This is a genomic window from Xanthomonas sp. NCPPB 901, assembly GCF_056725085.1.
In genome coordinates this window covers 3,248,151-3,267,512 of record NZ_CM161511.1, presented here as the reverse complement: position 1 = coordinate 3,267,512, position 19,362 = coordinate 3,248,151, and the positions used below count along the sequence as shown (strand labels likewise).

Here is a 19,362-nt window from a genome sequence, read left to right as displayed (position 1 = left end):
GCGTGCGGAACTGATCGCTCCATCACGCTGCGCGAGCGCGCGTGCTCAGTCGCCGGCGCTGCCCTTGCGCGGTTTGCCATACAGGCTGCGCAACTCGTCCTTGGCCTGCTCCAGGACCTGGCGGCGCTGCGCCGGCAACTGGTCGCCGGCGCGATTGATGTAGAAGGTCAGCATCGACATGGCCGAACGATACGGTCCCGTGCGGCGGCGTGCGTGCAGGTCGGCCGATTGCTTGAGCGCGCGTGCGATGGCGGCTGGATCGTGGCCTTCGAACACGTTCGGCGCAACGCCGAGCGACGGTTGCGGGTCGCTGCTGCGGTGCTGGTTGAGGTCGTTGTGAGAGCGGTAAGGGCTGCTCTGTGCCATTGGTGATGCTCCTTGGCGATGGCGGGTGGAAGGTGCAACGCATGCGCAGTCCCGCAGTGCAGGACCCAGTGGCGGATGCCGCCGCCACCGCTGCCACACGCCGCAAGGCGAGGACAGTTCGACATCGAAGGGAGACGGAGGCGGAGGCGAACGCGCGCCGCCGCATTCGCGTGCGCGGGTGGTGCAGCGTCCCGCGCGCGTGATGGGCGATGCCGTTGTTCGCTGGTGGTGCCGTGCCGCATTCCGTTCCCAAAGGCGAAGCTTGCGTGTGATGCGCAAACGCTAGGCTGGGATACGTGATGCCTTCGACAACATAACCGCGCTGCGCGGAGCGCGTGGTAGACATTGTGTCGTCGGATGAACGCTTAATGGAAAACCCCTTAAAAACAGCGGCCGTGTGGCGGTGTGCTTGATCGTCGGGATAACGTCACCATTTTCATCGTCGAGGCCATGGCGCGAGACAGTCGCGTGGACAATGCGCACAGGTGGCATCGCCGGCGCGCCGCGCGTTCGTTGCGGCGGCGGCACAGGAGATCGCATGTCGTTGGCGCAAACGCGTTTCCATCCCGCCGTTGCACGTTGGTTCGAGCGGCGTTTCGCTGCGCCCACGCCGGCGCAGGAGCGTGCGTGGCCGGCGATCCAGGCCGGACGGCACACGCTGGTCGCCGCGCCGACCGGCTCCGGCAAGACCCTGACCGCATTCCTCGCCGCGCTGGATGCGCTGGTGCGCGAGGGCTTGCGCGACGGCGGACTGCAGGACCGCACCCAGGTGCTGTACGTGTCGCCGCTGAAAGCGCTTTCAAACGACATCCAGCTCAATCTCGAGGCGCCGCTGCAGGGCATCCGCGCCGAACTGGCGGCGCTGGGCTTGCCGGATGTGCAGATCCGCACCGCGGTGCGCACCGGCGACACGCCGCAGCGCGAGCGCGCGCAGGCGCGGCGGCGGCCGCCGCATGTGCTGGTGACCACGCCGGAGTCGCTGTACGTGTTGCTGGGATCGGTGTCCGGGCGTGAATCGCTGCGGCATGTGCGCACGGTGATCGTCGACGAGATCCATGCGCTGGCGGCGAACAAGCGCGGCAGCCATCTGGCGCTGTCGCTGCAGCGCCTGCAACACCTGTGCGAGGTACCGCCGTTGCGCATCGGCCTGTCGGCGACGCAGAAGCCGATCGCGGCGGTCGCGCGCTTTCTGGTCGGCAGCGCGGCGGTGCGAGATGGCGAGGCCGACTGCGCCATCGTCGACATCGGCTATGCGCGCGCCCGCGACCTGGCGCTGGAGGTGCCGCCGACGCCGCTCAGCGTGACCATGTCCGCCGACCAATGGCAGCAGGCGTACGCGCGCCTGGCCGAGCTGGTGCGCGCGCACCGCACCACGCTGGTGTTCGTCAACACCCGGCGCATGGCCGAGCGGACCGCGCGGCACCTGGGCGAACTGCTCGGCGTGCAGGCGGTGGCGGCGCATCACGGCAGCCTGGCACGCGAGACCCGGCTGCTCGCCGAGCGCCGGCTCAAGGCCGGCGACCTGCAGGTGCTGGTGGCCACCGCCTCGCTGGAACTGGGCCTGGACATCGGCGATGTCGACCTGGTCTGCCAGCTCGGCTCGCCGCGTTCGATCGCCGCGTTCCTGCAGCGCGCCGGCCGTTCCGGGCATGCGGTGGGCGGCACGCCGAAGGCGCGGCTGTTTCCGCAGTCGCGCGACGACCTGGTCGAGTGCGCGGCCTTGCTGGATTGCGTGCACCGCGGCGAACTGGACGCGCTGCGCATGCTCGATGCGCCGCTGGACGTGCTCGCCCAGCAGCTCGTCGCCGAGGTGGCTTGCCAGGAGTGGGAGGAGGACGCGCTGTACGCGCTGGTGCGTGGCGCCTGGCCGTATGCGGCGCTGCCGCGCGCGCAGTTCGATGCGGTGCTGCGCATGCTCAGCGATGGCTTCAGCACGCGGCTGGGGCCGCGCGCCGGCTACCTGCATCGCGATGCGGTGCATCGCCGCGTGCGCCAGCGCCGTGGCGCGCGGATGGCGGCACTGACCTCCGGCGGCACCATCCCCGAGACCGGCGACTACAGCGTGGTGCTGGAGCCGCAGGCGCAGACCATCGGCACGGTCAACGAGGATTTCGCGGTGGAGAGCCTGGGCGGGGACGTGTTCCAGCTCGGCAACGCCAGCTACCGCATCCTGCGCGTGGAAGCGGGGCGGGTGCGGGTGGAGGATGCGCGCGGCGCGCCGCCCAACATCCCGTTCTGGATCGGCGAGGCGCCCGGGCGCAGCGACGCGTTGTCGCTGGGGGTGTCGCGGCTGCGGGCCGAGGTCGCGCAGGCGCTGGAGCAGGGTGGGGCTGCGCAGGCGCTGGCCTGGCTGTGCGGCCCGCTGGCGCTGGACGCCGCCGCCGCGCAGCAGATCGTCGACTACCTGGGCCGCGCGCATGCGGCGCTGGGCGCCTTGCCGACCCAGCAGTGCATCGTGCTGGAGCGCTTCTTCGACGCTACAGGCGGTACGCAACTGGTGATCCACAGCGTCTACGGCAGCCGCATCAACCGCGCCTGGGGCCTGGCCCTGCGCAAGCGCTTCTGCCGCACCTTCAATTTCGAGCTGCAGGCGGCGGCGACCGAGGACGCGATCGTGCTGTCGCTGTCGACCCGACACAGCTTCGCCCTGGACGAGGTGGCGCGCTACCTGCGCGCCGCTTCGGCGCTGGACGTGCTGGTGCAGGCGCTGCTGGATGCGCCGCTGTTCGGCGTGCGCTGGCGCTGGAACGCCACCAACGCGCTGGCGTTGCCGCGCTTCACCGGCGGGCGCAAGGTCGCCCCGCAACTGCAGCGGATGAAGTCGGAGGACCTGCTGGCCACGGTGTTCCCGGACCAGGTGGCGTGCGCGGAGAATTTGGTCGGCGAACGCGAGATTCCCGAGCATCCGCTGGTGGCGCAGACCCTGCGCGATTGCCTGGACGAGGCGATGGACAGCGGCGGCTGGCTGCAACTGCTGCGCGGCATCGAGGCCGGCCAGGTGCGGGTGCTGGCGCGCGAGCTGACCGCGCCGTCGCCGCTGGCGGCCGAGGCCCTGGATGCGCGGCCCTATGCCTTCCTCGACGACGCGCCGCTGGAGGAACGGCGGACCCAGGCGGTGCACAGCCGCCGCTACCAGGATCCGGACAGCGCCGACGATCTCGGCCAACTCGACCCGCAGGCGATCGCCGCGGTGCGCGAGGAGGCCTGGCCGCAGCCGCGCAGTCGCGACGAGATGCACGAGGCCTTGCTCACGCTCGGTGTGGTGAGCGCGGACGAGGCCGCCGCGCGGCCGCAGTGGCAGCAATGGTTAGGCGAACTGGCCGGCGACGCGCGCGCCACCTGCCTGCACGGCGTCGATGGCGCGGCCGCGGCGCTGTGGGTGACGGCCGAAGCGCTGGCGGCAGTGGCGCCGCTGTACCCGCAGGCCGGCGCGCAGCCGGCGATCGCGATTCCCGAGGGCTATGCGGTCGCCGACTGGGACCGCGACAGCGCGTTGCGCGAACTGCTGCGCTGGCGTCTGGCAGGGCTGGGGCCGGTCACCGCGGCCGCGCTGGCGGCGCCGCTGCACCTGCCGCTGCGCGAGGTGCAGGCCGGACTGCTGGCGCTGCAACAGGACGGCTATGTGCTGGGCGGGCGTTTCAGCGCCGATGCCGATGGCGAGGAGTGGTGCGAGCGGCATCTGCTGGCGCGGATCCATCGCTACACCCTCGGCCGCCTGCGCCGCGAGATCGAGCCGGTGGCGCCGCGCGACTACGCGCGCTTCCTGTTCCGCTGGCAGCATCTGGATGCGCAGGGCCAGGTCGCCGGCGCCGACGCGTTGGCCGCGGTGCTGGCGCAACTGGAGGGCGTCGAGGCCGCGGCGCCGCTGTGGGAGGCGGAATTGTTGCCGGCGCGGGTGCGCGACTATCGCCCGGCGTGGCTGGACGAGGCCTGCAGCGCCGGACGCACGCTGTGGACGCGGCTGCGCCCCGGCGCCGGCGGCGCCGCGCCGACGCTGCGCAGCACGCCGATCCTGCTGCTGCCGCGGCGCAGCGCCGGGCATTGGTCGCGGCTGTCGCCACCGCCGCAAGCCGGCGCGCTGGGCTCGCGCGCGCGCAAGGTCGCCGACCATCTCGAGGCGCACGGCGCGTCGTTCTTCGACGAGATCGCCGAGGCCACCCGGCTGCTGTCCACCGAACTGGAGGCGGCGCTGGCCGAACTGGTCGCCGCCGGCCGGGTCCATTGCGACAGCTACGCCGGCCTGCGCGCCTTGCTGGTGCCGGCCTCGAAGCGGCCCTCGGCGCTGTCGCGGCGGCGGCCGCGGATGGCGCAGTACGGCGGCATCGAGGACGCCGGGCGCTGGGCGGTACTGCGCGCCGGTAGCGAGGCCGACGACCCGGCCGCGCGCAGCGAGGCGGTCGAGCACGTCGCGCGCACCCTGCTGCGCCGCTACGGCGTGGTCTGCTGGCGCCTGCTCGAGCGCGAGGCGGCATGGTTGCCGCCGTGGCGCGAGCTGCTGCGGGTCTACCAACGGCTGGAGGCGCGCGGCGAGATCCGCGGTGGCCGCTTCATCGATGGCCTGTCCGGCGAGCAGTTCGCCCTGCCGGAGGCGATCGGCCTGCTGCGGCAACTCCGCCGCCAGCCCGGCGACGGCAGCTGGCTGTGCGTGGCCGCCGCCGATCCGGCCAATCTGCTCGGCAGCGTGTTGCCCGGTACGCGGGTGCCGCGGGTGGCGGGGGCGCGGGTGCTGTACCGCGACGGCGTGCCGATGGCGAGCTGGGTCGGCGAGCGTTTCGAGCCGCTGCAGGACCTGGGGGCCGAGGAGCGCGCGCTCGCGCAGCGGCTGCTGCGTGGTGGCACGGCGGCGGAGCGGCGCACAGCGCTGGCGCTGCCTACTGTGTGAAGGCGCTGCCGCATGCGCGCGCCTGCGCAGCGCCAGTGCGCGCGGGCCGGCGTCGCTTCACGTTCTGTCTACAAATTAACGGGGTTGATATCCCACATCGTCCTCGGCGCAAGACCGGGGCGTTCTGCCATTGCAGAACAACTACGGCATCCGCGCCGCATGCGCCAAGCGTGCTTCTTCGTCGCTTCGCGTGCTGCGCCGCAACGCCTGCTGCGTATTCATGCAACGCCGCCGCGGCGCCTGCGCTATGCGGAATTCCGCAGTTTTCACGCGTTTTAAAGGCGCCGTCAATGACGCCGATAGCCCTCACGCACAGACGTTGCGGCGCAGCGTCCTCGCTCGCAGCAGAGCGGGTGTGTCCACTCCGCGAGGCGCTGCGGAACAGGTCCGGAGGCGCTGCTGGCGCCACCGGACGTACACGAAGAACTTGGGGAACATCATGTTGGGCAATATGAAAATCGGGGTCAGGCTGACGGTGGCGTTCCTGATCGTGGCGGCGATCGGCGCCTGCATCGGCTGGGTCGGCATCCGCAATTCGGGCCGGATCAACGACTACGCCACGGTGCTGTACGAGCGCGAACTGCTCGGCCTGTCGCACCTGAAAGAGGCCAACATCAATCTGCTCAATGCCGGTCGCGCGCGCCTCAATCTGCAGTTGGCCAGCACGGCGGAAGATCGGGCCAAGCACGTGGCCAATCTCGACAAGTACACCGCCAACGTGGTCGAGCACATGGGCAAGGCCAGGGCGTCGCTGGACGAGCCGGCGACGCAGGCCAAGCTGGCGCGCTTCGACCAGGTCTGGAAGACCTACCTGGAGCGGCGCGGCCAGTTCGTCGACTCGGTGATGCGCGAGCCGCTGCCGGAAGGCAATGCGCAGCTCGCGGAACTGTCGAAGAGCGTGCGCAGCAGCTCCGACGAACTGGACGCGCTGATGTCGGAACTGAGCGAAATCAAGGAGGCGAATGCGTCCAAGGCCAACACCGCCACCGACGAGATCTACGCCAGCAGCACCCGCACCATGCTGGCCATCGTGATCGGCGGCGTGCTGCTCGGCGTGGGCCTGGGCGTGTTCATCAGCCGCAGCGTGACCCGGCCGATCGGCAAGGCGGTCGGCGTGGCCAATGCGCTGTCCGCGGGCGACCTGAGCATGTCGATCGACGTGCGCGGCCGCGACGAGACCGCGCAGTTGCTGCTGGCGATGCAGCGCATGGTCGCCAAGCTGCAGCAGGTGGTCGGCGAGGTCAACGCCAGTGCGCAGAGCCTCGCAGGCGCGTCGGAAGAAGTCAGCGCCACCGCGCAGTCCTTGAGCCAGGCCTCGACCGAGCAGGCTGCCGGCGTGGAAGAGACCAGCGCTTCGCTGGAGCAGATGACCGCCTCGATCGCGCAGAACACCGACAACGCCAAGATCACCGACGGCATGGCCGCGCAGGCGGCCCGCGAGACCCTGGAAGGCGGCGAGGCGGTGGTGGCCACGGTGGCGGCGATGAAGCAGATCGCGCACAAGATCGGCATCATCGACGACATCGCCTACCAGACCAACCTGCTGGCGTTGAACGCGGCGATCGAGGCCGCGCGCGCCGGCGAGCACGGCAAGGGCTTTGCCGTGGTCGCCGCGGAAGTGCGCAAGCTGGCCGAGCGCAGCCAGGTGGCCGCGCAGGAGATCGGCGAGGTCGCCGGCTCCAGCGTGGAACTGGCCGAACGCGCCGGTCAGCTGCTGGAGACCATCGTGCCCAGCATCAGGAAGACCTCGGACCTGGTGCAGGAAATCGCCGCCGCCTCGCAGGAGCAGTCCTCCGGCGTCACCCAGATCAACGCGGCGGTGGTGCAGCTGAGCCAGATCACCCAGCAGAACGCCACCGCCTCCGAAGAGCTGGCCGCGACCGCCGAATCGATGAGCACGCAGGCCGTGCAACTGCAGGACAGCATGGCCTTCTTCCAGTTGTCCGCCGGCGCGCGCCGCGCCACGCAGATGCTGGATGAACACGAGGCGTCGCTGCCGTTGCGCACGGCTGGCACGCGCTGGGCGGCGCGTGCGCCATCGGCCGTCGCGCGCCGTGCCGGTGCAGGCAATCACGACCGCAGCGACGCGCTGCTGGGCCACGCCTGATCCTTTCCGTGGCGGCGCCGGTCGCGCCGCCGCTCCATGTCGCTGTCGTTGTCACAACTGCCCCATCGTCGGGAGAGTGCCGTGTTCAAGAATCTCAAGATCGCAACCAAACTCTACGGCGGCTTCGCCGTGGTCCTGTGCATCCTGCTGGCCCTGGCCGGCGTCGCCTACTTCAACGTGTCGGCGTTGTCGCAGGCCAACTACTGGAACACCCACACCTACAAGGTGATCGCCGAAGTCGATGCCGCGCTCAGCAGCCTGATCAACATCGAGACCGGCACGCGCGGCTTCTCGCTGACCGGCGAGGATGCGTTCCTGCAGCCCTACCGCGACGGCGTCGCCAGCTTCGACAGCCACCTGCGCACGGCGCAGGAACTGACCGCGGACAATCCCAAGCAGCAGGAGCGCCTGAACGCGCTGAAGCAGACCCAGGCGCAGTGGCTCAGCCAGGCGGTGCATCCGCAGATCGCGCTGCGCCAGAACGTCAACAGCGGCCAGGCGACGATGGAAGCGCTGAGCGCCGCGGTGCGCGCCTCCAAGGGCAAGGCCTACATGGATGCGATGCGCGATCGCATGGCCGAAGTGCGCCGCGCCGAAAGCGAATTGCTGGCGGTGCGCGCCGCCGAGGCCGAGCAATTGCAGCAGCGCACCAACCTCACCCTGATCGCGGGCAGCCTGGTCGCGGCGCTGTGCGCCTCGCTGATCGGTTTCCTGATCGCGCGCTCGCTGATGCGCGAACTCGGCGGCGAGCCGAGCACGGTGATGGAAGTCGCCTCGCGGATCGCGCGTGGCGATCTCACCGTGCAGGTGCCGACCCGCGCCAACGACAGCACCAGCGCGATGGTGGCGCTGCAAGCGATGGTGGAGCGCCTGGCGGAGGTGGTGGGCGAGGTCAATGCCGGCGCGCAGTCGCTGGCCGGTTCGTCCGAGGAAGTCAGCGCCACCGCGCAATCGCTGAGCCAGGCCGCCACCGAGCAGGCCTCCGGCGTGGAGGAGACCAGCGCCTCGCTGGAGCAGATGACCGCGTCGATCGCGCAGAACACCGACAACGCCAAGGTCACCGAGGGCATGTCGGCGCAGGCGGCGAAGGAGGCGGTGGAGGGCGGCGAGGCGGTGCTGGCCTCCACCCACGCGATGAAGCAGATCGCGCAGAAGATCGGCATCATCGACGACATCGCCTACCAGACCAACCTGTTGGCGCTGAACGCGGCGATCGAGGCCGCGCGCGCCGGCGAACACGGCAAGGGCTTCGCCGTGGTCGCCGCCGAGGTGCGCAAGCTGGCCGAGCGCAGCCAGGTGGCGGCGCAGGAGATCGGCGAGGTCGCCGCCAGCAGCGTGGGCCTGGCCGATCGCGCCGGCAACCTGCTCGGCACCATCGTGCCCAGCATCAAGAAGACCTCGGACCTGGTGCAGGAGATCGCGGCCGCTTCGCAGGAGCAGTCCTCCGGCGTCACCCAGATCAACCTGGCGGTGGCCCAGCTTAGCCAGGCCACGCAGCAGAATGCCGCGGCCTCCGAGCAACTGGCGGCGACCGCCGAGCAGATGAGCACCCAGGCCGAATCGCTGCAGCAGGCGATGGCCTTCTTCCGCCTCAGCCGCGAACAGGACGTGGCCGGGCCACGCCGCGCCGCGCCGGCGGCGCCCAGGCCGGCCGCCACGCGGCCGGTGCGCAGCGCCGGCAAGGGCCTGCGCCCGCGGGCACGCCCGGTTCCGGCCTACACGCTGGCGGATGCGCCGGACGAAGGCCAGTTCGTCAACTTCTGAAGGGGAAGCGCATGTACAACGATCGTTACGAGAGCGTGGCCGAGCACGCGCCGCAGGGCGCCTTGCAGTTCCTGACCTTCCAACTGGATCGCGACCTGTTCGGGCTCAACATCGCCGGCATCCACGAGATCATCGAGTACCGTCCGCCCACCCCGGTGCCGACCATGCCGGCCTGCGTGCGCGGGGTGATCAACCTGCGTGGCGCGGTGGTGCCGGTGGTGGACCTGCAGTCGCGGCTTGGTCGCGCGCCCAGCCAGGTCACCCGGCGCAGTTGCATCGTCATCGCTACCGGCGCCACCGACGAGGGCGGCGGCGCGCAGTCCTTCGGCCTGCTGGTGGACGCGGTCAACGAGGTGCTGGAGCTGTCGCCGCAGCAGATCGAGGCGCCGCCGGCCTTCGGCAGCGACATCCGCCGCGATCTGCTGCAGGGCATGGGCAAGCTGGAGGATCGGCTGGTGATCCTGCTGGATCGCGCGCGGCTGCTGCGCAGCGACGACATCGCCGAATCCGGCGTACCGGCGTTGGCAGCGTAACGTCCTGTCACGCCGTGATCCGTGCATCACGGCGGCCTCGCTAGGGTGGTGAAGCACGGGCATCCGCCCCAGCGAGGTGCACACCATGGCGAACAACGAGACCACCGAGTCCGGCAAGCAGCAGGGCATCCACGAGGGCCAGCAGGACCGTGCCCAGGACGACACCGCCAAGCAGCGGCCCGGCCTGGAGGACCAGAAACTGCGTGACGCGCACGAGCGCGGCCCGCGTTCCGGCCACGGCGAGATCGCGCAGGACGACAAGGGCTGAGGGGCCGCCGCGGGGACGCGGGCGCGGCGGCGCCAGCGTCCGAGCGATAGGGATGTTGGCCGCGTGCCGTCGGCGGTATCGCGCATGCGGCGCGGCGGCAGGCGATGGCTACGTGGTCGGCACGCCCTGGCGCTGGGGACTCCTGCACGGGCGGCGGGACATGCCAGCCAGGCTTCCACGCGATCGAGTCGGCCAGATTGCGGCAACGGCTGGGTGAGGTTGCCGCGCTCGCACGGCACCACGCCACACGCAGGGCCGCGCGGATCCTGGCGCGCCGCCAACAAAAAAGGCCAGAGAGCCTGGTGGCTTCCTGACCTCGTTTGCAAGATGGTGGAGCGGAAGGGGATCGAACCCTCGACCTTCGCATTGCGAACGCGACGCTCTCCCAGCTGAGCTACCGCCCCACATCAGACGCATAGTGTAACTGGGCGCGGGGCCGCGTGCCAAGGGGGGCAGTGCAACTCCGCCGCGCGCCGCCGATCGGGCCGATGCCATGTGCGACCGCCCTGTTGTCTACAGTGTCGGCATGGAGCCGATATACTCGGCGGCCGAAATCCCGCCTCAGGCGATTTCGTCCCGGATGAAATATTCCGTCCGCTTCAAACACTTTTTACAGATACGGGTCTTTTCAACATGACGGAAGTTCGCAACTTGCAACAGATCGCCGAAGCCAAGGCCAAGCTGCAGGAAGAAATGCGCAAGCTGGAAGAGCAGGAACGGCAGGCGCGCGAGGGCGAAACCAATGCCGCGCATGCCAACGTGCTGTCGCTGCTGGAGCAGTTCGCCGAGTTCTTCAGCGCCAAGCAGCGCAACGAGATCGCCGCCTACGTGACCAGCGCGGCGTCCAAGCCGGCCAGCAGCAAGTCCGCCGGCGGCCGCAGCGAGGTCAAGCCGAAGTACCAGTTGCCGCACACCGGCGAAACCTGGTCCGGCCGCGGCCGCACGCCCAAGGCCTTCGCGGCCTGGGAAGGCACCGCCGCCTACAACGAATGGAAGGCGCGGCATCCGGACCTGAAGTTCCCGCTGTTCAAGTACTGAGCAGACGAAAAAAGGCCAGGGATTCCTGGCCTTTTTTCATGGGCGCGCGTTTTTATGGAGGCGCGCGGCGTGCGGCGGCAGCCGCAGCGATTCGGCCGCGCGCCTTCAGCGTGCGCCGCCCAGCAGCGGCTGCAGCCGCGGTTCCAGTTCGCGCCGGCGCCAGCCCGCCAGCGGCTGCGGCCACTGCGCGCTTTCCAGCAGGGCTTCCAGGTGCTTGCGCGAGGCCAGCAGGCCGTCGGGCAGGCCGAGTTCGGCGCTGCGCGCGGCCACCGCGTCCTGCAGCCGCTTCAGCGCCGCCTTGTTGTCGTCGCTGGCGGCCAGCGCCAGCGGCGCGTCGGCCTCGTCGGCCAGCGGCGTGGTCAGCGCCTGCCACAGCGCATCGCTGAGCTTGCGTGGCGCCTTGGGGTGCTTGTCGAACAGCGCCAGCAGCGCCTGCCGGTCGTCCGGCGGAAACCGCGCCAGGGTGGCGGCCAGTTCGTTGTCCAGGATCCAGCTGCGCGGCTTGTCGCTGTGCCGGGCCTGCGCGTCGCGCCAGCGCAACAGGCGCAGCAGGCGCAGCTGCGCGGGGCGGTCCATGAACTGCGCCGAGCGCATGCCCAGGTGCGGCCAGCGCTCGCCGTCGTCCTGCTCGACGGTGCCGAGCAGGCGCTCGCCGTCCTCGTGCAGCCAGGCGCTGCGGTCCAGGGCCTGCAGCCGCGTCTGCAGCGCGTCGTGCATTGCGAACAGATGGCGGACGTCGTCGGCGGCGTACTCCAGTTGCGCCGGCGACAGCGGGCGGCGCAGCCAGTCCGAGCGGGTCTCGCCCTTGGCCAGGTGCACGCCGGTGATCTCCAGCACCAGCTTCTGGTAGCCCATGCCGGCGCCGAGTCCGGCCAGGCCGGCGGCGATCTGGGTGTCGAACAGCGGCCGCGGCAAGGTGCCGCAGGCGCACTTGAAGGCGACCAGGTCTTCGCTGGCGCTGTGCATGATCTTGAGGATGTCCGGGTCGCTCAGCCACGGCGCCAGCGCCTGCGGCATGCCCGGGATCAGCGGGTCGATCAGCAGGATCTCGCCGCCCACCGCCATCTGCACCAGCGCCAGTTGCGGCCAGTAGGTCCGCTCGCGGACGAATTCGGTATCCAGGCCGATGCGGGCCGGGCGCTGCGCCAGCCGCTCGCTCAGCTCGGCAGGTTGCTTGATCCAATATGGCACGTGATTTCCGTCGAATGCAGGGTTTGCTCAGGCAGGCGAGAATAGCCTAACGTCGCTCCGCCGGCCGCACGGCGCGCCGGGCGGGACGGCGTCGCCAGGGCCATGATTCGGAGGAAGGGTGCGCAGCAGCGGCGTTGTGATGGTCTGGACCGTGCTGGCGGCGTTGCTGGCCGGCTGCGCACGGCAGCCGCCCGCGCCGCCGGCCGACGCCGCGCCCAAAGCCTCCGTGCCCAAGGCCGCCGCCGCACGCGCGCCGGCGCCGGCCAAACCGGTGCAGGCGCCCAGCGTGACCATCGGCGGCGAGGACGCGGCCGAGACCGTGGCGCGCTGGCAGCCGCCGTTGCCGGTCTTGACCCGCAGCGGCCTGCCGCAGGCGCGGCGCCAGGCGGCGCGCGCGCTGGCCGAGGACCGTCTGTTCGCCGATGCGCAGTCGGCGATTCCGTTGTACCTGGCGATCCGCAGCCTCGCACCGCACGATCGCGTCGCGCAGGACGGCCTGCGCAAGGCGCGGCGGCGCCTGCTGCAGCTCGGCGCGCAGGCGCTGGGCGATCCGGAACTCTCCGAGCGCACGCTCGAGCAGGCCGCGCGCATCGCGATGGTGGCGCTGTGGCTGGATGCCGAAGACCCGGCGGTGCGGCGCCTGCAGCAGCGGGTGGAGACCGCCTCGCGCGTGCTGGCCTACAACCGCGCCGGCGAGGACGACCTGCGCGGCGGCCGCCTGGGCGAGGACGGCAACGGCGCGCTGGCCAATTTTCGCGAGGCGCTGCTGCTGGATGCCGACGATGCGCGCGCGCGGCAGGGCGTGGCGGCGGTGGAGAGCGCGTTGATCCGCCGCGCCGAGGCGGCTGCGGCGGCCTCGGATTTCGCCGCGGCCGGCAGCTGGCTGGCGCGCGCGGCGCGGGTGCGCGAGGACGCGCCCACGGTGCGCGACGCGCGCGCGCGCGTGGAGCAGGTGCGCGTGGCGCGCATCGCCGCCCTGCGCGATGCCGGCCTGCGCGATCTGGTCACGCCGGCCGGGTTGAAGTCGGCGCGCGAGCGCCTGGGCGATGTGCTGCGCATCGCCGATCCCGGCGATCCGGTGGCGGCGATGCTGCGCGAACGCATCGACCTGGCCACCCACTACGGCAGTTTCCGCCCCGGCCAGGTGTTCACCGACGGCATGCGCGACGGCGGCCGCGGCCCGCAGATGATCGTGGTGCCGCACGGCGGCTTCCGCATGGGCGCGGCCGAGAGCGAGCCCGGCGCCTCGCCGGCGGAGATGCCGCAGCACTACGTGCGCTTCGACCGCGGTTTCGCCATGTCGATCACCGAGGTCACCGTGGCCGAGTTCCGCCGCTTCGTGGAGGCGACCAAGGCGCGTCCGCGCGCCACCCGGCGCGGCCATTCCACCGTCTACGACGAGCGCAGCGGCAACTTCGTGCGCCGCAACGGGGTGGACTGGCAGTCGGACTACCAGGGCGCGCGCGCCGCGCCGAACAGCCCGGTAATGCACGTCAGCGTGCGCGACGCCGAAGCCTACGCGGCCTGGCTGTCGCAGCAGACCGGGCGGCACTACCGGCTGCCCAGCGAGGCCGAGTTCGAGTACGCCCTGCGCGCCGGCAGCCGCGGCCGCTATCCCTGGGGCAACGCCGGCACGCCGCCGCGCGGCAGCGGCAACTTCACCGGCGGCGGCGATGTCTCGCCCAGCGGCCGGCACTGGCGCAACGCCTTCGTCGGCTACACCGACGGATTCTGGGGCCCGGCCCCGGTCGCCAGTTTTTCCGCCAATGCCTGGGGCCTGCACGACATGGCCGGCAACCTCAGCGAGTGGGTCGCCGACTGCTGGCATGCCAGCTACCGCCGCGCGCCGGCCGACGGCGCGGCCTGGTACAACCCGGGCTGCCGCTCGCGGGTGGTGCGCGGCGGCAACTGGGCCAACGCGCCGGAACAGACCCGCGCGGCATGGCGGCTGATGCAGGATTCGGACAGCACCAGCGCGCGCGTCGGGTTCCGCCTGGTGCGCGGCATTTGACGCCGCCAAGTCGGTGCCGACGCTAGATTGCCTCACCAGTCAGCGAGGGGAACGGGATGAACGAGGTCTTCGGCCGCCAGGGCGGCGAACCGGGAGGCGGCCGCCGCGGGCCGTTGGGCGGGGTGCGCTGGCTGGTGCTGCTGGGCTTTGCGGTCTATGCCGGGTACTACTGGTTCTCCAACCGCAGCGAGGATCCGTATACCGGCGAGCGGGTGCTGATCGACCGCTCGTTGAACGTGGAGGACGAGAAGGCGCTGGGTCTGCAGGCCTATCGCGAGATCCTGGCGCAGGAACGGCCGCTGGACCCGCAGGCGCCGCAGGCGCAGCAGGTGCGCGCGATCGCGCAGCGGCTGATCGCCAAGGTTAACGTGGTCGAGGACGCGCTGGCCGCCGAACACGGCATGCAGGCGCAGCACGCCGCGCGCAGTTTCGACTGGGACGTCAACGTGATTCCGTCCGAGCAGGCCAACGCGTTCTGCCTGCCCGGCGGCAAGATGGCGGTCTACACCGGCCTGTTCCCGGTCGCCGGCAATGCCGATGCGATGGCGGTGGTGATGGGCCACGAGATCGCGCATGCGCTGCTGCGGCATGGCGCGCAGCGCATGGCCCAGCAGAAGCTGACCCAGATCGGGCAGATGGCCGGCGCCGCCGGCGGCCTGGACCCGCAACAGCAGCAGATGGCGATGGCGGCGATGGGCTACGGCTACCTGCTGCCATACGCGCGCAGTCACGAGACCCAGGCCGACGAAGTGGGCCTGATGCTGGCCGCGGCGGCCTGTTTCGACCCGCGCGAGGCGGTGCCGCTGTGGCAGCGGATGAGCGCCAGCAGCGGCGGCCAGGCGCCGCCGGAGTTCGCCTCGACCCATCCCAATCCGGGCACCCGCATCCAGAACCTGCAGGCGCTGATGCCCAAGGCGCTGGAGTACCGGCAACGCTTCTGCGAATCGGCGCGCAGCACCGCGCAGTGACGGTCCGCGCCTGGCTGCCTTGTCGCTGAACGCCGCGCGCGCGTCCATGCGCGCGTGCGCGGCGGCGGGCGCATGATGCGTTCCATACCATCAGGAGCACTGCCATGAAACGCCTGCTGCTGTCCGCTCTCTTCGCCACGGCCGCACTGGGCGGCTGCGCCACCAACCGGCTCAGCGACGACGAGCGCCTGGCCCTGTATCGCGCCCACGCCGGTGCGCCGGTGCGCGACTTCCAGTACTTCAACCAACTCAACGGCTGGACCGCGCTCGGCGACAGCGCGCTGGCGGTGTGGACGCGTCCGAACCAGGCCTATCTGCTGGAGTTCGCCGGCCCCTGCCAGGACCTGGATTTCGCGCCCAGCATCGCCATCACCCATTTCGGCAGCCAGGTCTCGGCGAAGTTCGACGACGTGCTGGTGCTCGGCGGCGGCCCCGGCGCGATTCGCCTGCCGTGCCGCATCGACAGCATCCGCCCGCTCGACGTCAAGGCACTGCGTGCCTCGGAGAAGGAACTGCGCGAGGCGAAGGTGCAGGAGCGGGCGCAGCAGGTGCCTGGGGGCTGAGCCGGGATTCGGGATTTGGGATTCGCTAGGCGGCGGGGCGGCGGGGCGAGTGCGGGGTTGCGCCGCCGCTCCCTGGCGCTACGGGTTGCAGCCTGGTGCGTTAGGTGTGGCGGAAAATGTGCGGCACGCCCTGATAGCCGCAGGGCGCACGCGTAGGCGCGGCTTCAGCCGCGACGGGCTTAGCGGTAACGCCCGTCGTGGCTGAAGCCGCTCCCACAGGACGCGTCCCGGCGTTATTGAGGTGCCCTGAAGCCGCTCCTGCGCGATGGCGTGATGCTGACGAAGTGCGTGGTCGGTGGTGTGCGCGCGCGACGCGACGACGCGGCGCCGCCGCTCAGGGCGCCTGGTCGGGCGCCACGTAGCCGTCGGGCTTGGCGGCGCCGCCCTGGAACAGGAACTTCTCCAGTTCCGCTTCCAGGAACGCGCGGTGCTTGGGGTCGCGCGGCGACAGCCGGTTCTCGTTGATCAGCATGGTCTGGTGCGCCAGCCACGCCTGCCAGCCGGCCTTGCCGATGTGCGCGAACACGCGCTTGCCGAGCTCGCCGGGATACGGCACGTAGTCGAGCCCTTCGGCGTCGCGTTGCTGGTACTGGCAGAAGACGGTGCGGGACATGGCAATTCCTGGCGATGCGCGCGGCGCCGCGCGCCGGTGCGCGCTAGAGGCCGTCGAGCAGTTTGCGGATCGGTGCGGGCAGGCCCAGCGTCGACAGGTCGGCGCGCGCCACCCAGCGCAGGTCGGCATTGTCGCCCAGCGCATCGCCCATGGCGACCTTGCGCAGGCGCAGCGGCTGCAGGTGCAGGCGGTAATGGCTGAAGGTGTGCACGATCGGCGGCAGCGCTTCGGCGTCGTCGTAGGCGCGCCCGCGCATCCAGCGCGCGTACCAGGCGCGCAGTTCGCTGTCGGTGTCGGCCTGCGGCAGGGTCCACAGCGAGGCCCAGATGCCGGTCGGCGGGCGCCGCTGCAGCAGCAGTTCGCCGGCGGCGTTCTCCAGCAGCAGGGCCAGCGCCTCGCGCTCGGGCAGGGTCTTGCCGGGCTTGGGCGTGGGCAGCGCCTCGACCAGGCCGTCGCGGCGCGCCACGCAGTCGTGCTGCAGCGGGCACAGCACGCAGGCGGGGTTGGCGCGGGTGCACAGGGTGGCGCCGAAATCCATCTGCGCCTGGGTGTAGTCGGCCATGCGCCGGTCGGGCACGGCGTCCACATGCGACTGCGCGAGCGCCCACAGCGGCTTTTCCACCGCCGGCAGGCCGGGGTAGCCGGCGATGCCGTGGTAGCGGGTCAGCACGCGCTTGACGTTGCCGTCGAGGATCGGGAAACGGTCGTTCCAGGCCTGGCTGAGGATCGCGCCGGCGGTGCTGCGGCCGATTCCGGGCAGCGCGTGCAGGGCCTCGAAATCGCGCGGCAGCTCGCCGCCGTGCAATTCCACGCAGCGCTTGGCGGCGGCATGCAGGTTGCGCGCGCGGGCGTAGTAGCCGAGCCCGGCCCATTGCGCCATCACCGCGTCGTTGTCGGCGGCGGCCAGCGCCGGCAGGGTCGGGAAGTGCTGCAGGAAGCGCAGGAAGTAGGGGATGACCACCGCCACCTGGGTCTGCTGCAGCATGATTTCCGACAGCCACACCCGGTACGGGCTGCGCGGATGCTGCCAGGGCAGGTCGTGGCGCCCGTGGCGGTCGAACCAGGCGAGCAGGCGGGCGGGGAAGGTGTCAGAGGGCTGGCGCATGCTGGCTTCAAAGTTCCTTCTCCCCACGGGAGAAGGTGCCCCGCAGGGGCGGATGAGGGGAGGGCTATTCCTTCTCCCCTCGGGAGAAGGTGGCCCGAAGGGCCGGATGAGGGTGCGCGCGAAGCCTAGTGCACTTGATTCCGCGAGACGCTTCGCGCCGCACCCTACACCCCAACCCCCGCTCCGCGCCCCGGCCCGCGCTTGCGGCGCGGGCGCTCCAGGGCACGCACGCCAGTGGCGCGCAAGCCGTGCCCTGTCGCCCCGGGGGGAGAGGGGCTTCAATCAGCCGCCCAATGCCTCCGGCAGCAAGGCGTCGACGAAGGCCTCGGCGTCGAACACGCGCAGGTCTTCGGGGCGTTCGCCGATGCCGGCGAAGCGGATCGGGATGCCGAACTCGCGGGCCAGGGCGAACACCACGCCGCCCTTGGCGGTGCCGTCGAGCTTGGTCACCACCAGGCCGGTGACGCCGACCGCGGCGTGGAACTGGCGCAGCTGCGACAGCGCGTTCTGGCCGGTGGTGCCGTCGATCACCATCAGCACCTCGTGCGGGGCGCTGGGGTCCAGCTTGCCGAGCACCCGGCGGATCTTGCCCAACTCGTTCATCAGCCCGGTCTGGGTGTGCAGGCGGCCGGCGGTGTCGGCGATCAGCACCTCGGTGCCGCGTGCCTTGCCGGCCTGCAGCGCGTCGAAGGCCACCGAGGCGGCATCGGCGTTCTGGCCCTGCGCGATCACGCTCACGCCGTTGCGCTCGCCCCAGGCCTGCAGCTGCGCCACCGCCGCGGCGCGGAAGGTGTCGCCGGCGGCCAGCATCAGGCTGTGGCCCTCGTCCTTGAAGCGCTTGGCCAGCTTGCCGATGGTGGTGGTCTTGCCGACGCCGTTGACGCCGACGGTCAGCACCACGAAGGGCTTGGCGTTGCGGTCGATGCGCAGCGGCTGCGCCACCGGCTGCAGGATCGCCAGCAGGTCGGCGCGCAGCGCCTGCTGCAGCGCCCGGGCGTCGGCGAACTCGCGCGCCTTCATGCGCTTGCGCAGGCTCTCGATCAGCGCGGTGGTGGCGGGGATGCCGACGTCGGCGGTGATCAGCGCGGTCTCGATCTCGTCGAGCAGGTCGTCGTCGAGCTTGGGATTGCGCGAGAACAGGCTGCCGACGCTGCGCGCGAAGCTGCTGTTGCGCAGGCGCTCGCGCCAGCCGGGCTTGCCGGCCGGGGCGGCGGGCAGGGCGTCGCTGCGTGCCAGGTCGGCGTCGGCGGCGGGCACGGACGCGGCGACAGGCGACGGCGCGGGTACCGCGGCGGAAGGCTGGGCGGGAACGGGTGTCGGCTGCGGCACGCTCGGCGCCGGCGCGGCGGCCGGCGTCGGCACATAGGCCTGCGGCGGCGGGGTGGGCGCTGCGGGCGGCAGCGGCGTCGGTTGTGGCTGCGGGACCGCGACCGGGGCGGGCGCCTGGACGGGGTGTTCGGCGACCGGCGCGGGCGTCGGCTCCGGGGCAGCGGCGGGGACGGGAGCGGCGGGCGCGGCCTCAGCGGCAGGCGGCGCCGACGGCGCAGGCGCCGCGGGTTCGGCGCTTGCCGGCTTGGGGAAGGCGGCGGCCAGTTCCTCGATGCTGTAACGCTGCGTGCGGCTCTCGCCGGCGTTGTCCTGGGGCTTGTTGCGGCGGAATAGGCTGACCATGGATGACGCGTGGACCGGAAACGCGGAATGCTACCACTTGCGACCTGAGCGGCCTGTGCAGCGGGGGCAGGCTGGGATGGTTGGCGGGATGGGATTTGTGCGTGCGGACGTGTGTGCGTGCTCGGGCGCGGCTCTCATCCCTGACTTGCGGATCAGCCGCGATCGGGATGTCCAAAGTGAAGCACGGTCGCAACGTGAAAGTATGGACGTGCCATGGCATTTCGATGCGATCGGCTGCGCCGGACCCTCACCCCAACCCCCGCTCCGCGCCCCGGCCCGCGC

General features: G+C 71.3%; 15 protein-coding genes and 1 tRNA gene. 10 read left to right on the top strand and 6 right to left on the bottom strand.

Features of this window, described 5'->3' with window-relative positions:
* Positions 1-45 precede the first annotated feature (45 nt).
* Positions 46-366: a DUF3175 domain-containing protein gene (locus AC1PME_RS13640; RefSeq protein ID WP_254458523.1), complete on the bottom strand. Its 321-nt coding sequence runs from the start codon at positions 364-366 to the stop codon at positions 46-48.
* 538 nt (positions 367-904) lie between these two features.
* Here AC1PME_RS13640 and AC1PME_RS13635 point away from each other — a divergent pair.
* The 6 genes from AC1PME_RS13635 (at position 905) to AC1PME_RS13610 (ending at position 9,920) form a co-directional block, all read left to right on the top strand.
* On the top strand, positions 905-5,248 hold the full coding sequence (locus tag AC1PME_RS13635) for a DEAD/DEAH box helicase (RefSeq protein ID WP_481096149.1): 4,344 nt from the start codon (positions 905-907) through the stop codon (positions 5,246-5,248).
* A gap of 12 nt (positions 5,249-5,260) precedes the next feature.
* Positions 5,261-5,527 (top strand): hypothetical protein, encoded by a 267-nt coding sequence (locus tag AC1PME_RS13630; protein WP_481096148.1) that lies wholly within the window; start codon positions 5,261-5,263, stop codon positions 5,525-5,527.
* A 160-nt stretch (positions 5,528-5,687) separates the two neighbouring features.
* Complete coding sequence (locus AC1PME_RS13625; RefSeq protein ID WP_481096147.1) at positions 5,688-7,355, top strand: methyl-accepting chemotaxis protein; 1,668 nt, start codon at positions 5,688-5,690, stop codon at positions 7,353-7,355.
* 81 nt (positions 7,356-7,436) lie between these two features.
* Positions 7,437-9,119, top strand: a complete 1,683-nt coding sequence (locus tag AC1PME_RS13620; RefSeq protein ID WP_254458520.1) for a methyl-accepting chemotaxis protein — start codon at positions 7,437-7,439, stop codon at positions 9,117-9,119.
* Positions 9,120-9,130: 11 nt separating this feature from the next.
* Entirely contained in the window at positions 9,131-9,652 is a 522-nt protein-coding gene (locus tag AC1PME_RS13615) for a chemotaxis protein CheW (RefSeq protein WP_254458519.1), read from the top strand.
* An 85-nt stretch (positions 9,653-9,737) separates the two neighbouring features.
* Entirely contained in the window at positions 9,738-9,920 is a 183-nt protein-coding gene (locus tag AC1PME_RS13610; protein ID WP_254458518.1) for a hypothetical protein, read from the top strand.
* A gap of 328 nt (positions 9,921-10,248) precedes the next feature.
* On the opposite strand, the gene AC1PME_RS13605 is transcribed toward AC1PME_RS13610, so the two are convergent.
* Positions 10,249-10,324: transfer RNA gene (locus AC1PME_RS13605), tRNA-Ala, on the bottom strand.
* Between the two features lie 229 nt (positions 10,325-10,553).
* Between AC1PME_RS13605 and AC1PME_RS13600 the strand changes: the two genes are divergently transcribed.
* On the top strand, positions 10,554-10,958 hold the full coding sequence (locus AC1PME_RS13600; RefSeq protein WP_017917624.1) for an H-NS histone family protein: 405 nt from the start codon (positions 10,554-10,556) through the stop codon (positions 10,956-10,958).
* Between the two features lie 105 nt (positions 10,959-11,063).
* Here AC1PME_RS13600 and rnd read toward each other — a convergent pair whose 3' ends face one another.
* On the bottom strand, positions 11,064-12,149 hold the full coding sequence (rnd, locus tag AC1PME_RS13595) for a ribonuclease D (RefSeq protein WP_481096146.1): 1,086 nt from the start codon (positions 12,147-12,149) through the stop codon (positions 11,064-11,066).
* A gap of 139 nt (positions 12,150-12,288) precedes the next feature.
* Between rnd and AC1PME_RS13590 the strand changes: the two genes are divergently transcribed.
* The 3 genes from AC1PME_RS13590 to AC1PME_RS13580 all read left to right on the top strand — a co-directional run bounded on the left by AC1PME_RS13590 (position 12,289) and on the right by AC1PME_RS13580 (position 15,691).
* Positions 12,289-14,160: a formylglycine-generating enzyme family protein gene (locus tag AC1PME_RS13590; protein ID WP_481098119.1), complete on the top strand. Its 1,872-nt coding sequence runs from the start codon at positions 12,289-12,291 to the stop codon at positions 14,158-14,160.
* A gap of 56 nt (positions 14,161-14,216) precedes the next feature.
* Entirely contained in the window at positions 14,217-15,128 is a 912-nt protein-coding gene (locus tag AC1PME_RS13585; RefSeq protein ID WP_481096145.1) for a M48 family metallopeptidase, read from the top strand.
* 104 nt (positions 15,129-15,232) lie between these two features.
* Positions 15,233-15,691 carry a DUF6491 family protein gene (locus AC1PME_RS13580; protein ID WP_254458515.1) on the top strand — a complete coding sequence of 153 codons (459 nt, stop codon included), beginning with the start codon at positions 15,233-15,235 and terminating at the stop codon, positions 15,689-15,691.
* Positions 15,692-16,025: 334 nt separating this feature from the next.
* Here the strand turns inward: AC1PME_RS13580 and AC1PME_RS13575 are convergent, their stop codons facing one another.
* The 3 genes from AC1PME_RS13575 to ftsY all read right to left on the bottom strand — a co-directional run bounded on the left by AC1PME_RS13575 (position 16,026) and on the right by ftsY (position 19,080).
* Complete coding sequence (locus AC1PME_RS13575) at positions 16,026-16,304, bottom strand: oxidative damage protection protein (protein WP_254458514.1); 279 nt, start codon at positions 16,302-16,304, stop codon at positions 16,026-16,028.
* Positions 16,305-16,347: 43 nt separating this feature from the next.
* The gene (gene mutY / locus AC1PME_RS13570) at positions 16,348-17,409 is read right to left on the bottom strand and encodes an A/G-specific adenine glycosylase (protein WP_481096144.1); all 1,062 of its coding nucleotides are present in this window, start codon (positions 17,407-17,409) and stop codon (positions 16,348-16,350) included.
* Positions 17,410-17,691: 282 nt separating this feature from the next.
* Positions 17,692-19,080, bottom strand: a complete 1,389-nt coding sequence (gene ftsY, locus AC1PME_RS13565) for a signal recognition particle-docking protein FtsY (protein WP_481096143.1) — start codon at positions 19,078-19,080, stop codon at positions 17,692-17,694.
* Between the last annotated feature and the right edge of the window lie 282 nt (positions 19,081-19,362).